The organism is Chitinophagales bacterium, from assembly GCA_041392475.1.
In the GTDB taxonomy this organism is placed as follows: Bacteria; Bacteroidota; Bacteroidia; order Chitinophagales; family UBA2359; genus JAUHXA01.
The window spans coordinates 1,323,614-1,338,612 of record JAWKLZ010000002.1 but is presented as its reverse complement, the minus strand read 5'-3'; the positions used below and the strand labels follow the sequence as shown (position 1 = coordinate 1,338,612).

Genomic DNA, 14,999 nt, shown 5'->3' with positions numbered 1-14,999 from the left:
CAAACTACAAATTCAAAAAAAGCTGAAACTCGTTTTTAAACAAAATGAATCTCAGCTTTTTTTATTTTTGTGATTCACCTTCAATTATTAACAGTTATGTCTATCCTCAAAACCAACCCCACACTTCCCGACCTTCAAAACTACATCAAAGATATTTGTGAAGAAAGAGGCTGGAACAAAAATAACCACTTAGAATTGTTTTTACTCTTTTCGGAAGAAGTGGGTGAACTCGCCAAAGCGATCCGCAACCATACCCGCCTATACACAGAGTCAGAACGACAACACAAACAAACCGAATTGGAGGAAGAATTTGCAGACGTTTTTGCCTACCTATTAGACCTCGCCAATTTCTTCAATGTCGACATAGAACAAGCATTTCGAAACAAAGATGCAGTGAATCAGACAAGGGTTTGGAAGTAGTTTGGTGACTGGTAATTGGTGGGATGGTAAATTAGTAAGCTCAAATCTAATCTTTTCGGCATAAACAATTTTCTAACCCATTGTTTAAAAAAAGCGTGAATTTTCTTCAATATAGTGAACGTTTCCCTTCCTATTCGTGTATCTCTAAACACACGAACACATTAAAACTCCAACACAAAAAATCATGTCTGAAAATCCTTCAAATTTAGAAAGAATCGGCAGTTGGGTACGTCAATCGCTAACCCTCAAACTGCTATCTATTGGATTCTTAATCTTGATTTTGCTGATTCCAACAATGATGATTGACAGCCTAATCAGGGAACGAGAATACCGCCGAAATGACACTGTGCGAGAAATCAGTAATACATGGGGAAACTCCCAAACCATTGCAGGACCAGTACTCACCGTTCCCTACAAACACTACACCATCATTGAAGACACCGAAAAGAAAACCACCAAAACGGTTTCTATCACCAAATACGCTCATTTTTTACCCAATGAACTGGTTATCAAAAGCAATATTTCACCCGAAATACGCTATCGAGGTATTTACGAGGCCATTCTATACAATGCTCAGTTGCAACTAAATGGCAATTTCAGCAGCCCCAACTTTGACGTATTGGGTATTGATCCTCAAAATGCGCTATGGAGTGAAGCTTTTGTTTCGATAGGGATTCCCGACATGCGGGGCATACAAGAGAGCATCGAATTGAAGTGGGATAGCGGCCAATACATGTTTGACCCAGGAATTCCCGTCAATGAAGTTTTTGGTTCAGGCGTAAGCGTGGGCATACCATTGCAGGATACGGTAGAAGTCAATATACCACATATTTTTTCGCTCAACATCAACATTAATGGCAGCGAATCACTCAGTTTCATGCCATTGGGAAAAGAAACAACCCTTGCCATGCAATCCAATTGGGGCAGTCCCAGCTTCAATGGCGCATTTTTGCCAGACGAAAGAAACATTACCAAGGACGGCTTCACTGCCAACTGGAAAGTGCTGCACCTCAATCGAAACTATCCACAGCAATGGCTTGGCAATAGCCATGATATTGCACAATCACAATTTGGTCTATCCTTGTTGAGACCACTCGATGAATACCAAAAAAATGAACGCTCGGTCAAATACGCCATTATGTTTATTTGCTTGACATTCTTACTATTCTTTTTCGTTGAAATCCTTAATTCTACCCGCATACATCCACTTCAATACCTTTTGGTAGGATTGTCCATCTGTGTTTTTTACCTTCTGCTGCTTTCTTTTTCGGAGCAAATTGGCTTTAATAAGGCATATATGATTGCCAGTACAGGCGTTATTTTGTTGATTACGATTTACTCCAAAAGTGTGTTGAAAAATAACTTCTTAACGATAGTCATGTTTGGCACTTTGGTCGGTTTGTATGGCTTTTTGTATTCACTCCTTCAATTGCAGGACTATGCTTTGTTGATGGGAAGTGTTGGTTTGTTTGTAATTTTGGCAGTAGTGATGTATTTGTCGAGGAATATTGATTGGTACACGATTGGGAAACGGCAGAAGTGATTATATGGATTCTCGTAAGATGCTTTTGTACAAATTGTAATAACTATTTTGTAGAGAACTGATATATGATTACATTTGAATCTAATAAAAGAATTCATTTATCCCCTCTTGGTTGATAAAACACTATTTTATAAAGTTACAATCAACTGCTTATCAAACCCATTCTTAGCCCACAAATTAATTCGTGGGCTAAGAATAGAGATTTTATTTTAGCAAACTACTGCCCAAAAGGGGATAAAACGATAGTATCAACTAAGTATCTAAAATGCACATCCCCAAAACCTACCAAGAATACCAAGACAATTGGCAATGGCAACAAAGCCCATTGAAGCAACTGTACAGCAGTGGGAAAAACTCGTTTGTTCCCAATCTGTTGCCCGAAAAAGCGGTGTCTTTCAGTGTCGTTGACACGATGGCGATTCTACGCAGCAAATTTGGAGAAGCCATTGACTTGGCACTTTCACCCCAATACACCGACCCCAGTTTTCCGATTGCAGATTTACCAGAGGTATTGAAAAGTCCTGTAAGACAACAAACCAATGGCGCATGGCTGAAACGTAGCAACATGGTGGGAATTAATGTGCGGACAGTTGGCAGTTTTTGGAATGTGGTGAAATACGCTCTCACCTTACCCAAATTCCAAGATTCGATTCACCTATTGCCGATTTGGGAGCCAGGCGTTGTTGGGAGTTTGTACGGGATGAGTAGTTGGAACATCAATCGAGAGTTTTTCAGTTTGGAGTGGGTAGTGGCTTTTGACCATCTGAATACGGTCGAAAAGCAGTTGCGGGCAATGGTCAATATTCTGCATTTGATGGGCAAAACGGTTGGGATGGATGTCATTCCACATACTGATCGTTTTTCGGAAATTGTGTTGGCGAATCCGCACTATTTTGAATGGGTACAAAGAAACGATTATCAAATCACCAATCACACCGAAAACCTACACATTGCAGTGCAAGAACGCATATTGGAGTTTTTGAAAATTGAAGGAACGGCAGAAGATGAGGAAATGGATTTTCCATTGGAGCGAGGAATATTTTTCTCCAATGCCATTGAAGAACAGCAAAGAAGTGAAATTTTGTTTGGCAAAGCGGAGGATGCAGCATTGCGATTGAATCGTCGGATTGCTTTGATGAAACACTTAATTGCAGAAGGGTATGAGCCGCTTCCTGCAACAATGGCTCCGCCGTATCGGGGTGTGGAAGTAGATACGAACAGTGAAATAGTGGATGAAATGGGGATTGTGTGGCGAGACTTCAAAATCATTGAAGAACGAAAACAAGAAATGTCTCGCGTTTTTGGCCCTTTGACCCGCTACAAACTCTATGAACGATTGGACGATAATCGAGATTGGGCGATAGATTTTTCGAAGCCCCGAACCGAAATTTGGGAATATGTCGGTAAGAAATATGGGGAAATGCAAGCTGCCTTCAATTTTGACTTTATGCGAGGAGATATGTCGCACGTACAAATGCGTCCCGAAGGTGTGCTTGCTGCAATAGATGACTACTATGATTTATTGAAGTATGTCAAACAACACATTCAAAAACAAGATATTGCTTACTTTGGCTATTTTGCCGAAACGTTTTTGGCGCATACCGATTTTATGGGTTATGGCGATGAAGCCGATCATCTCGAAGCCTCTGATGCCGATAGCACTTTGGGCGATTTGCAGTCGACTGTTGTCGGTACGCCCGATTTTTTGCAGCGTTTTCGGCAATATTTGGACTTCTTAGACACCCGAAGTTTTGCGCCCAATTTTACGGTGATGACTGCCGATAAAGACGACCCTCGTTTTGACAAGTTTTATGTGGCGGGCAACGTTTTGCGGATGTTTGTGGCATTTTTTGTGGCGGATATGCCGAGTTATATGGGCTTGGGATTCGAGACCCGCAATACACATTTGGGTCATGCTGAACACAATGAAGAATACAGCAAATACTTTGTGTTTCAGGTGAAAGACCCCGAAAAAGCTACAAATGGAGTTTTTGAATGGGGAAAAAATACTATGTTGTTTCACCTGCTTACCTACCTCCGATTGTTGGCAGAAGACATTCTTCCTATTATTGCAGCACAAAGGACACAATGGTTGATTTATCCCGATGCCATGACTTGGAAAAAGGTGGTTGTGTGGACACAAGCCGAAAATCCACAATTTGTTTTTGTAGCCAATACCGACCTCCAAAATCGCTGCAAACGGTTTGCGATTCCTGCTATTGAAGGGGTTGAGAACCAGTCATTAGAACTGGTTTTTTCAACTACTTTGGATGTTGCGGAGACGGATAAAAATCTGGTTTTTAATGGAAAGCATTATACGGTGAGTTATGGATTGGAGGCAGAGGAGTGTCGGGTGTATCGGATTGGATAGGAACTCCAATAAAATGACCTCATGCTATAGACTTCCGAAATTTATTTTTCAAAAATGATATGATTTATTGCTTGAATGGTTTCTTAAAAAGCAAATTTCGGAAGTCTCTACTTCAAATCGGTAAGTTGTTATATTGACATTACTTAGCCTTCGTTCTTTATTGCACCACCACCTTTCTATAAATCATTTCTTCACCTGACTTCAATTTTACAAAATAAATGCCTGAAGGGTAGCTTCGTACATCTATTTTAGAAGGATTTCCTTCAAAGGATTGCAGCAAAGCACCGCTGTTGTTGTAAAGCGCAACTTCTTGAATATTCAATTGATTGTCATTTAATTGGAGGTGAATGAAGTCGTTGGTAGGATTGGGGTACAAACGAATGTTTTTGTCCAAAACACTTTCTTCAATGCCTGTTGCCACCTCGTCAAAGCGTGTTCCTGAGTTCAATACTTCTTTGGTCGCTACATTCTGCACAAAAGCGACCACATATATTTGTGACGCATCCCACTCTGCGTTTAAGTCATAGGTGAAACTGAAGTTCTTGCTTTCACCCATTGCAGCAGGATTGAAGGCTATACCGTCATAGGTTGGCAGCGTTTTTCGCAATACATCAAAATGTTCCTTTTCTCCATTGGGCGCATTGTAGTTCACCACTTTTTCTACAACGGCTGCAAACAACTTCAAATTATCGCCAGCAATGTTTTCATAACTTTTGACTTCTATGTTGGCAGTACGTGAATTGCCGTCTGTACTTTCCTCTACAAGGATGGCAATCGGTGCGGTTTGGTTCAAAAACGTATTCAAGCGTTCTTGACTCAACAATTTGATGCCTTCCGAATTTTGAGTTCCCCAAACAAAAACCCGAGGTGTTCCCAATACGCCATAAAATTCGGTGCGGACTAAGTTGTCGTTGGTATTGTGTTGATAAAAAGCACATTGCTCATAAGGGTAGGGAGGGTGAATGGTAATGTGGTGAATCTTGCCCTCGTTTTCGGGGGCGTGAATCACATCATAAAAAGCGGGGTTTCGAGAAGCGCAGGTGCTGCAACGAGAATTGGTGAAATGCTCCATTAACACATATTTTTGAGGTGCTGACTGACCAAATACTTCAAGGGTGATGAACAACAAGCTGATGATAAGGGAATAAGTAAGTTTCATTTGTTTCGTAAATTTTTGTTTTGTAGAAATACATCCATAAAACACTTACGATGGGCAATTGATTTTGGATGAATGAGAGAATGTCATATATTGAACAAATGTTTGGATTCAGAAATATCTGAGCCACTTCTTTTTGTTACCATTTTTTTCTGTTAAATTGTGGTGCAATCAGTCCAAACCAGCGATTGAAAAAACGAAACAAGATTCCATTGGAATGACAAATAATAAAATCCAAGTATATACAGAAGTCTCAAAATAAAAAGAAACCCTCACCTTCCATAGGCAAAAGTTCCTTTCTATCTAGCAGTTCATGTTCAAAAAAAAGCACTATTCTCCCCGATTATCCAAAGCCTCCGCCTGTTCCACCAGCTTCAAAAACTCTGCCCGATAACCCAATTTATCTTCTCCTTTCGCACGACTCGCCAATCGTTTCACCAATTCATAAGAGCTTTCCCCCTTGTGTTCCGAATTCCGCAAAATCATCCCAAAACTTGCAACGGCAGCCGAGAAAGGTAAGTTGTTGGAAACTACGCCTACTGTACTTTGTTTGACAGGTTGCACAATCAAGCGGCTTTGCGTAGCATCAGGAGCCTTGTAGCGGAACTTGACGGTCAGCCATTCGTCCGTTTCCATAGCAGAAGGTTTGATGTCGGTTTGTTGGTATTTGAGTGCATCTACTGAGGCAACAGGGGCATTGGAGTCAGCAGGAACGATTTCGTATAGGGCTGTCACCGAATGACCTGCGCCCAATTCACCCGCATCTTTGGTGTCGTCATTGAAGTCTTCGGAGCGCAACATGCGGTTTTCGTAGCCAATCAAACGGTAGGATTTCACCTTTGCAGGGTTGAACTCGATTTGCAGTTTTACATCTTTGGCGATGGTAAAAAGTGTAGCACCAATTTCGTTGACCAATACTTTTTTGGCTTCCATAATGTTGTCAATATAGGCATAGTTTCCGTTGCCTTTGTCTGCCAATTGTTCCATTTTGGAATCTTTGTAATTGCCTGTGCCAAAGCCCAAAACGGTCAAGAAGACACCCGATTTGCGTTTTTCTTCAATCATTTTGACCAAAGCAGCATCTGAAGAAGGTCCTACATTGAAGTCACCGTCGGTCGCCAAAATGATGCGGTTGTTGCCCTTTTCAATAAAATTTTTCTGCGCCTCTTGATACGCCAATTTAATACCTTCGCCACCTGCTGTCGAGCCACCTGCTTCAAGCCGTTCTACTGCCTCCAAAATTTTGCTCTTTTCATCAAACGAAGTCGAAGGCAATACCAAACCCGCTGCCCCTGCATAGACCACGATTGCGACTCGGTCACTTGGACGCATTTCATTGACCAACAAACGAATAGCTTTTTTCAACAAAGGCAATTTATCAGGGTCATTCATCGAACCCGATACATCCAAAAGGAAAACGAGGTTGTTGGGCGGCAATTCTTGAATGTCCATTCTTTTGCCCTGTAATCCAATGTGTAACACCTTATGATCGCCATTCCAGGGGCATTTGTCTATTTCGGTCGTAATCGAAAAAGGATGTTCGCCTTTGGGTTGTGGATAATCGTAGGTGAAATAGTTGATAAATTCTTCAATGCGAACCGAACCTGCTGGAGGAAGTTGGTGGTTGGTGATGAATCGGCGCATGTTGCTATAAGAAGCCGCATCTACGTCAATCGAAAAAGTGGACAAGGGATTTTTGGTGGCTTCTAAAAATGGATTTTCGACAATCACATCGTATTCTTCGGTATTGAAGTCGGGATTCTGAGCGTTGTCGTCTAGGTTGGGGGTTATTTCATGTTCGCTTGTACTTGTAGCAATTTGATCATGAGATTGGATAACCATACCTTCTCGATGTAAGGTCGAACCATTACAACTTACCAACAAAACTACAACAAATAACAATCTGCTGATTTTTAAATGATTTTTTAGGTTTTTCATGCTGATTGAAGGTTTGAAGAAACAGAGCGGAAAGCATTGCTTCAAGGTTTAGGATAATGATTTTTAACTAATTTTTTAGTTCGTATTTTTCAAAAAAAGAGTTCTTTTCAGAACTTCAATACAGTTCACAAAACTATTTTTCTGGTCAATTGGGTGTCTTTACGAAAAGATGCCAAAAGGCTGAAAAATGGTGTCTGTGTGATTTGTTTTTGTTGAAAAAAGCACGATTTTTCTTCAAAAAGTTATTTATTGCTTTTTTTAGTCACTTAGCTACTGACTTTTTTTGTAATTGCATGCAATCATTTTTCTACCTTTTTAAGTGACTTTTGGCACATAGTTTTCTATTTTAATGTTTGATTATCAAATAAAATCATAGATTAAATTTAATTTATGCAACCTTCAAAATCTCCTTCAATTTGTCCACCACTTTATCCACTTCTTCTTCGGTGTTGTAGCGGGAGAATGAAAAACGCACATTGACCGTCGTAGAATCTGCTCCCTGCAATGCCTGTAAAACGTGTGAACCTTTGTCCACCCCCGAACTGCAAGCACTTCCGCCTGATGCGCAAATCCCTGCAATATCCAAATTCAACAGCAAAAGGTCTGCATTGGCGAGACTGGGAAATGCCACGTTGAGGATTTTGTAGCTCGATCTGCCCTCTGCATCACCATTGAAGGAAATAGCTGGAATCGCTTGTCGAAGGGCAGTCATCATTTTGTTTTTTAAGCCTAAAATATGTACTTGATTTTCTTCTAAATGCTTGTAAGCCAAATCAAATGCCTTTGCCATTCCGACAATTCCATACACATTTTCGGTACCAGCTCTCATGTTGCGTTCTTGCGAACCGCCCAAAAGGAAGGGTTGAATTGGGTAATCAGAATTGACATAAATAAATCCAATTCCTTTGGGACCGTGAAACTTATGTGCCGAACCTGTCAGAAAATTCACCTTCATTGCCTGCACATCTATACGCTCAAAACCCCAAGTTTGAACGGTATCGGAGTGCAAATATGCACCATATTGTTCACACAATTTACTCACCGTTTGCAGATCCAAAATATTGCCGATTTCATTGTTTACGTGCATGAGTGAAACCAAAGTAGATTCATTTTGAAGAAGTTGGAGCATTTCTTCTAAATGTGTCAAATCCACATGTCCATTCGGCAACAAGCGCACAGCGTGTTTTTGGACTTCTCCGTATTTTTCGAGTGCGTCAATGGTATGGAATACGCAATGGTGTTCGATGGGTGAACTGACGATGTGCTTCACACCCCAATCTCGAATGGCTGCGGTCAATGCCATGTTGCTGGATTCGGTGCCACAAGAAGTAAAGAAAATCTCTCCAATAGAGGCGTTGAGGTGTCCTGCAATAATTTTTCTGGCGCGCTCAATGGCAGTTCGGCTGCGGCGCCCCATTGCATGAATGGAGGAGGCATTGCCATAAAAGTCTTGCATATAGGGCAACATTTCTTCTAAAACTTCGGGGGCTAAGGGGGTAGTGGCAGCGTGGTCGAAATAAATCATGGGATAATGGAAGTTAATATGAGGATGCACTTCAATGTGCAAAAGCCAAAGATAAGGCTTAGATTTTAGATAAAAGTGTCAAATTGGCTTGCTCGTATGAATTGGACATCTCCCAAAACCCAATAAGTGAATCTTTGTTTGATGGCTTGAATGGTAAACCCTAATCTAACAAAATCTCTTGCGTTTCCAACGTTTTCTATTCTAAATTTCATTTCTACAAACCTTTAAAAATAGTCGCTACATCCAACACAAAACCTTCAATGGTTTTAGAGTGGTATTTACCCGTTTGTTGCAGTTCGACCACCTCTTTCATTTCGCCTGATTGATTCTCATACACTTTTACCCATTGCTCTGTAGGGTGAATCATCCAATATTCTAAGACATCATATTTGCCATAGATTTTCATTTTATCCGTTTCATCTTTCTGAGCAGTGCTTTTAGACAAAATTTCTACTACCAAATCAGGCGCACCTTGTATGAACTTGTCAATGATATCTTTGCGAGCTACCGATACAAATAAAATATCAGGCTGATAGACATTTTTAGCATCAAAATGAACATCCATTGGAGCAGGCAACACTTCTCCCAACCCATTTTCTTCTACGTGTGTATCCAATTTATTTGCCAATCGCATCAACACTTTTTGGTGGATGTAGTAAGGAGAAGCCATAAAAATCAATTTTCCTTGTATTAACTGAAAAGGAGCACCTTCTGGAAGTTCAGCGTAATCTGCAGCCGTATAGTTGTTTTCAAGATTGATTTGGGTAAAAACATACTTCCCTTCTTTCTCAAATAACAATTGCTCATTTACCACCAAAAACAACTTTCCTTTTAGAAGTTCTTCAAAGGAAGCCAACTTCAAAAGACTCCTATTTGGAGGAGTTGTTTCTAAAGTATCTGTATGTTTATTGGTTTCTGCGGATTCCATATTGATGCTTATATTATTCGTACAAAAATAAAACAAAAATCATTAAAGGAAAAATTATTTTCCTTTAAAAATATTGAAAATCAATCTTTTTTAATACTAAAAACAATTTGAGTAGTCATATCCACTTTATATCCCAAGACCTTCATTACCTTTCTCAATGTGTTGATATGTGTTTTAATTCCAGCCTCGATGTTTTTTATGGTGCGATCTGTTACGTCTGACAACTTTGCCAAATCTGCTTGGGTGAAATCGTGTTTTTTGCGTTCTGATTTAACAAATTCACCTAAGTCTTTATAATTCATATTTTTAGTCGTTCAACTTAATGGAAATAATAGTAAAAATAAGCAAAAATCCAATCATTCCTTTCAAACACTACAAAAAAAAGCCCATCAAGGACAACACCTCAATGAGCTTTACAATCGTTTATCTTTTGTTTCTCACGCCCAAAAATCTCTCCGTTCCTGTAATCAATCCCCGTTTCAACTGTTGCCAAAGTCTTCGACTGTTGGTAAAGTTTCAAATCCAATAGAAAAAAATCTCTCCCTCTCAGCGTCTCTCCGTTCAATTTCAAATCCAGTGAAGAAAGTGTATTCTGTTAAAACTTCAACTGCATTCCTGCTCGAATCCCGACTTTAGAAGGGGTATCTGTATAACTCAACCGCCAGATAGCATCAACTCTGAACAGGTGTAAAATATTCTCCATCCCTACACCTACTTCAATGTAAGGCTTGGCAAATGTGGGCGTTTGGAGTTGCCAATCAGCCATTTGTTCAAAATTACCAAAATTTTTGTGTGTACCCGTTGGGTCGGTATTTGCGGCAATGTTGGCATCCGAAAGACTACCAACAGCTATTTTTCCTGTCACCAAAGAACGCCATTTCAGTCTTCGCATCAGCGGAATACGGTTCATCAAAAAACCCTCAAAATAATGGGTTACAAATAAGGACGCATAGGTATCACTGATAAATTCATAATCGTCCATGCGGTTGAAAGAATAGGTATTGAAGAAATAGGTTTCATTGCCAGGATGGTTGTGCAAAAGCAAGAAAGGCAAAGTGCCAAATATTTTTCCGCCCTGCAGGACATAACTCGTATAACCCCAACGACCTGCATAGAACCAATCTTTGAAACTGAAATCCAAACGGTGGTAGGTATATTCGCTGTCCAAAACATCTGCTACACCCAAAGTATAAGAAAGGTTGGCAATTGGTTTGTCGTAGTTGATGGCAGTGCGATTGAAGCCGTTGTAGATGTATTTTTCTTTGTAGGAAAATCGGGTATTGAGTTTGATTTCGGAGGTGGTAATCGTTCGTGCAGGTTCTATACTTGGATCGTAACTTTTGCCGAAATTGAAGAAATCAAAATAAGGATCCAAACGGCGATTCGAGAAACTCAATTGATTGGACAAACCCCATCTCCAATCTCGGCTAAACATGGCTTCCATTTTGCGGATGTGCATCAGCTTTTGGGGTACATCACGGCGGTACAAACCCGCAAAAATGTTGTCTTCTCCAAACTCTTCTGCATTAGGGCTTTCGACATCCAAATCGTCTTGGTATTTTACTGTAAATGTCTGCCACGGTTTTTGGGAGAGTAAAAAGAAGGCCTCTCCTCCGTATTTGAATCTTTGGTCTTTAGTGCCATACGCACCATAAGCACTGAACCTCATTCGCTCGCTAAAATCGGTATTGGTGCGAACCCCCAAACGAAACCTCGACCCTTCTACAATGTTGGTACTATAGGCATTGAAGTAAGGTCCTACTTCAATGGCTCCGAACTCTTTGTATCCCGAAATGACAACGGTAGCGATGTCCATATAGGTTTTCACCAAAGGCATTTGTTTGATGCTGTCGACCATTGCATAGATGGCTTTTTCATTTCTACTGAGGCTATCGTGTCGGGATGCTGCCCAAAAATCTTCGCTTTTGTCCATTGCCCCTTCTTGTACGATGATGTCTTCGGGTATTTTGAAAATCATCTTTGTTTTTTCGTTGTTGAAGAGGTGATTTTTGAAGTAAGTGGATTTACGACCGATGATTTCGGGCATTTTTCCAGTCGTTACAAAGCTGACAATCAACTTATCTTTCTTCAATACCCAAATAGAATCGTTCACCTCACCAAATTCTTGGAAGATGCTCAACTTGTTCACAAAGTTGATGTTCGCCTCTTTTGCCAACAATTCCATGCTGATTCGACGAATGGCAAAAGAAGTGTCTGCCACCCAAAAGTCACCAATAAAAGCGTTGTCTTGCTTCAATTTGGGTTTGAAGGTGATTTGATACGACCATTTGTTGTCAATATAACCACTATCGACCAAGTAGTATTTGTAATTTGCCAAACCCATATTGGAAATTGGGCTTGCAAAGTTTTTGCCCATCACTTCAATAAAATTGTCATAAATATCAAACTGTTGGTACATATTGCCGAGAAACTGCGTCCAACTGGCGTTTTTTGTACCCGAAATTTTGCTTGCCTTGATGATTTCACGCTTACCATTTGGATTTTTGCGGTAGTGGTAATCCGAGATGGTTTCGGTGATGAAAAGTGGCAGAAATGGGCGTTCTTCGGATACGGAATCCACATTTTCAAAAATAAAATCAAAGGGCTTCAATAACTTCTTGCCCATCAGTTCTTTGGTCAAATTGGCAGCATCTACTTCCAATTTATTGTAGGATTCGTATTGATAATAATCGGATTGGTCTATGTCGTTTTTGTATTTGTTGGCAATGATTTTTCGGAGTAGAATATCGGCTGGATTTTCTCCTGCAATGACTACAATCTCGTCTATCATGATATCGTCACGTAGCAATCGAAAGGAAATAGACTGTTCCGTATTTTTAGAAAGTGCCTTGTATTGGGTCTTGTAACCTATTGCAGACACGCCAATGCTATCGGTCAATTGATTGGTTTCCAAAACAAAGCTGCCATCCATATTGGAGGTTGTCCCAATGGTAGTGCCCTGAAGGAAAATATTGACGAAGGGAATGGATTCTTCTGAGTGATCTTCAATAATCCGTCCACTAATGCGATAGGTCTGGGCAAAAGTAGTTTGAGTAAGAAGACAAATTGCAGCAAGGATGGAAGTGTAGAGTAGGTTCTTAGGTTTCACAATACCATAGGGGTTTAAGTGGTCGAAATGATTGATTCATTGTGCATAAATCAAAGATGCGGACAAATAAACAATGTTGTATATTTATCTGTTATTTTTTGACTCTTTCTTTTATTCTAAAGTTTATTTTAGTTTGTTTTTTGGGTTATTTATTGATAACGCTTTTGAAAGCCTAAAGTTGCTTTTATGCTTCAATGTAAGCATTCTCAAACTTTGAACAAGCATTTTTTGTTGGAAAAACTGTATCTTTCGACAAAAACAAAAACATGAATCAACACATAAAGTTACCCTATAGTGTCAGCAATTTTGAGGATTTGGTACACTATGGATACCACTACATAGACAAAACACACTACATCGAAGTGCTGGAAAACATGTCTGAGAGGTATTTTTTCTATTTGCGTCCTCGGCGTTTTGGCAAAAGTCTATTTATCTCCCTATTGCATCACTACTATGGATTGGAACACAAAGACAAGTTCCAACAGTTTTTTGGGAAATACTATATCGGACAGCACCCTACTTCAATGGCGAATCAATACTATGTAATAGATTTTGAGTTCACCAAAATCAATACAGATTCAAAAGACACCACCTACAATGGTTTTTTAGAACGGGTACGAACAGGCATCAAACGTTTTTTTGATGCTTACCCTGATTTATGTAGTTCGACCGAGCAAAAGGCGACTTTGGATAAAAAAGTTCCTGCCGATATCATGGAGGAAATTGTTACGCTTATGTTGCGAAATGCTCCTGACAAAAAATTGTACGTGTTGGTAGATGAATACGATCATTTCGCCAATGAATTGATTGCTTTTCGGTTGGAGGATTTTAAGGAAATAGTCAGTCTAAATGGTTTTATGCGAAAGTTTTACGAAGCCATCAAAGAAGGAACAAAGGCAGGAGTTGTGGACCGTTTTTTCGCCACAGGCATTACCCCTATTACCTTAGACAGCATGACAAGCGGCTTCAATATTGCGACCAACCTTTCGCTGGATTTACGGGTAGTAGAAATGATGGGTTTTACAGAGAATACGGTCAAAGAACTGTTTGAATTGTCCAACCCGAGTCACAAAGACCAAATAGATGAGGTACTCCCATTGATGCGAGATTGGTACAATGGTTATAAATTCAATGCGGATGCACAACACAAACTCTATAATCCCAACATGGTATTGTACTTTCTAAATGCCTATCAAGCCTTTGGAAAAGCACCCAAAAAAATGTTGGACATCAATATTTCGAGTGACTACACAAAAGTTCGCCGTTTGCTAACTGTCGAAACTCCTGATGCAAACTATGAGTCTTTGAAGAAAATCGTGCGAGATAGGGAAATTAGAGGAGGAATGACAGCTCAGTTTACCTTTGAAAGAAAGTTCACACAAGATGATTTTTTGAGTTTGTTGTTTTACCAAGGCTTTTTGACTATTGAAGATGAATGGGCAGGAGAGTTTACTTTTCGAGTGCCGAATTATGTGGTACAAGAGTTGTATGTCCATTATTTCTGGGAATTATTAGAAGACCAAAATCAGATTTCAGTGAATGTGAGTAAAATCAGAGATGCGGTCAGAGAAATGGCATTGAAGGGCAATCCACATTCCTTTTTTCATTTGATTCACGATGTTTTGCACCAATTGGCAGATAGAGATTACCAGCGATTTGACGAGAAATATGTCAAGCTAATTATGATGGCAGAATTGATGCTAACGGATGCGTATTACATCGAAAGCGAAAGGGAAACTCCTGCTGGCTATTTGGATATTTCTTTGCTGCAACGCCCTCCTGTCCCCATCAATCACCAATACATTTTTGAATTGAAGTATTTGAAGAAAGAAAATGCCAAACGCTGCAAAGCGGAACAAGAGACCGCCAAAAAGCAGTTGTTGAACTACATTGCAGATTCTGACAAGTTGCGAAATCTGAAGAATCTACAGGCATGGACAGTGGTAGTGATTAAGGACGAATTGAATGTCGAGCGGGTAAATTGACTTCTTTGAAATAGCTACGAGATT

Annotated in this window: 10 protein-coding genes; 4 read left to right on the top strand and 6 right to left on the bottom strand. The window is 40.0% G+C overall.

Features of this window, described 5'->3' with window-relative positions:
- Positions 1-96 precede the first annotated feature (96 nt).
- From R3E32_18725 to R3E32_18715, 3 genes are all read left to right on the top strand, one after another.
- Entirely contained in the window at positions 97-420 is a 324-nt protein-coding gene (locus R3E32_18725; protein ID MEZ4886770.1) for a MazG nucleotide pyrophosphohydrolase domain-containing protein, read from the top strand.
- A 184-nt stretch (positions 421-604) separates the two neighbouring features.
- Positions 605-1,963 (top strand): cell envelope integrity protein CreD, encoded by a 1,359-nt coding sequence (creD, locus tag R3E32_18720; GenBank protein ID MEZ4886769.1) that lies wholly within the window; start codon positions 605-607, stop codon positions 1,961-1,963.
- Positions 1,964-2,228: 265 nt separating this feature from the next.
- Positions 2,229-4,334, top strand: a complete 2,106-nt coding sequence (locus R3E32_18715) for a hypothetical protein (GenBank protein ID MEZ4886768.1) — start codon at positions 2,229-2,231, stop codon at positions 4,332-4,334.
- Positions 4,335-4,491: 157 nt separating this feature from the next.
- Here R3E32_18715 and R3E32_18710 read toward each other — a convergent pair whose 3' ends face one another.
- The 6 genes from R3E32_18710 to R3E32_18685 form a co-directional block, all read right to left on the bottom strand.
- Positions 4,492-5,493: a T9SS type A sorting domain-containing protein gene (locus R3E32_18710; GenBank protein MEZ4886767.1), complete on the bottom strand. Its 1,002-nt coding sequence runs from the start codon at positions 5,491-5,493 to the stop codon at positions 4,492-4,494.
- Positions 5,494-5,820: 327 nt separating this feature from the next.
- A complete protein-coding gene (locus tag R3E32_18705; protein MEZ4886766.1) occupies positions 5,821-7,428 on the bottom strand; it encodes a VWA domain-containing protein in 1,608 nt (535 codons plus the stop codon).
- A gap of 388 nt (positions 7,429-7,816) precedes the next feature.
- Positions 7,817-8,953 carry a cysteine desulfurase family protein gene (locus R3E32_18700; protein MEZ4886765.1) on the bottom strand — a complete coding sequence of 379 codons (1,137 nt, stop codon included), beginning with the start codon at positions 8,951-8,953 and terminating at the stop codon, positions 7,817-7,819.
- A 214-nt stretch (positions 8,954-9,167) separates the two neighbouring features.
- Positions 9,168-9,881, bottom strand: a complete 714-nt coding sequence (locus R3E32_18695) for a Uma2 family endonuclease (GenBank protein ID MEZ4886764.1) — start codon at positions 9,879-9,881, stop codon at positions 9,168-9,170.
- Between the two features lie 80 nt (positions 9,882-9,961).
- Positions 9,962-10,183 carry a helix-turn-helix domain-containing protein gene (locus R3E32_18690; GenBank protein ID MEZ4886763.1) on the bottom strand — a complete coding sequence of 74 codons (222 nt, stop codon included), beginning with the start codon at positions 10,181-10,183 and terminating at the stop codon, positions 9,962-9,964.
- 293 nt (positions 10,184-10,476) lie between these two features.
- Positions 10,477-12,990 carry a DUF5686 family protein gene (locus R3E32_18685; GenBank protein MEZ4886762.1) on the bottom strand — a complete coding sequence of 838 codons (2,514 nt, stop codon included), beginning with the start codon at positions 12,988-12,990 and terminating at the stop codon, positions 10,477-10,479.
- 266 nt (positions 12,991-13,256) lie between these two features.
- On the opposite strand from R3E32_18685, the gene R3E32_18680 reads away from it, so the two are divergent.
- Positions 13,257-14,975 carry an AAA family ATPase gene (locus R3E32_18680; protein ID MEZ4886761.1) on the top strand — a complete coding sequence of 573 codons (1,719 nt, stop codon included), beginning with the start codon at positions 13,257-13,259 and terminating at the stop codon, positions 14,973-14,975.
- Positions 14,976-14,999: the final 24 nt, after the last annotated feature.

Excerpts from the sequence above, each read along its gene's own strand:
- R3E32_18725 (MEZ4886770.1), top strand. The coding sequence starts at position 97 with ATGTCTATCCTCAAAACCAACCCCACACTTCCCGACCTTCAAAACTAC.
- creD (MEZ4886769.1), top strand. The coding sequence starts at position 605 with ATGTCTGAAAATCCTTCAAATTTAGAAAGAATCGGCAGTTGGGTACGT.
- R3E32_18715 (MEZ4886768.1), top strand. The coding sequence starts at position 2,229 with ATGCACATCCCCAAAACCTACCAAGAATACCAAGACAATTGGCAATGG.
- R3E32_18710 (MEZ4886767.1), bottom strand. The coding sequence starts at position 5,493 with ATGAAACTTACTTATTCCCTTATCATCAGCTTGTTGTTCATCACCCTT.
- R3E32_18705 (MEZ4886766.1), bottom strand. The coding sequence starts at position 7,428 with ATGAAAAACCTAAAAAATCATTTAAAAATCAGCAGATTGTTATTTGTT.
- R3E32_18700 (MEZ4886765.1), bottom strand. The coding sequence starts at position 8,953 with ATGATTTATTTCGACCACGCTGCCACTACCCCCTTAGCCCCCGAAGTT.
- R3E32_18695 (MEZ4886764.1), bottom strand. The coding sequence starts at position 9,881 with ATGGAATCCGCAGAAACCAATAAACATACAGATACTTTAGAAACAACT.
- R3E32_18690 (MEZ4886763.1), bottom strand. The coding sequence starts at position 10,183 with ATGAATTATAAAGACTTAGGTGAATTTGTTAAATCAGAACGCAAAAAA.
- R3E32_18680 (MEZ4886761.1), top strand. The coding sequence starts at position 13,257 with ATGAATCAACACATAAAGTTACCCTATAGTGTCAGCAATTTTGAGGAT.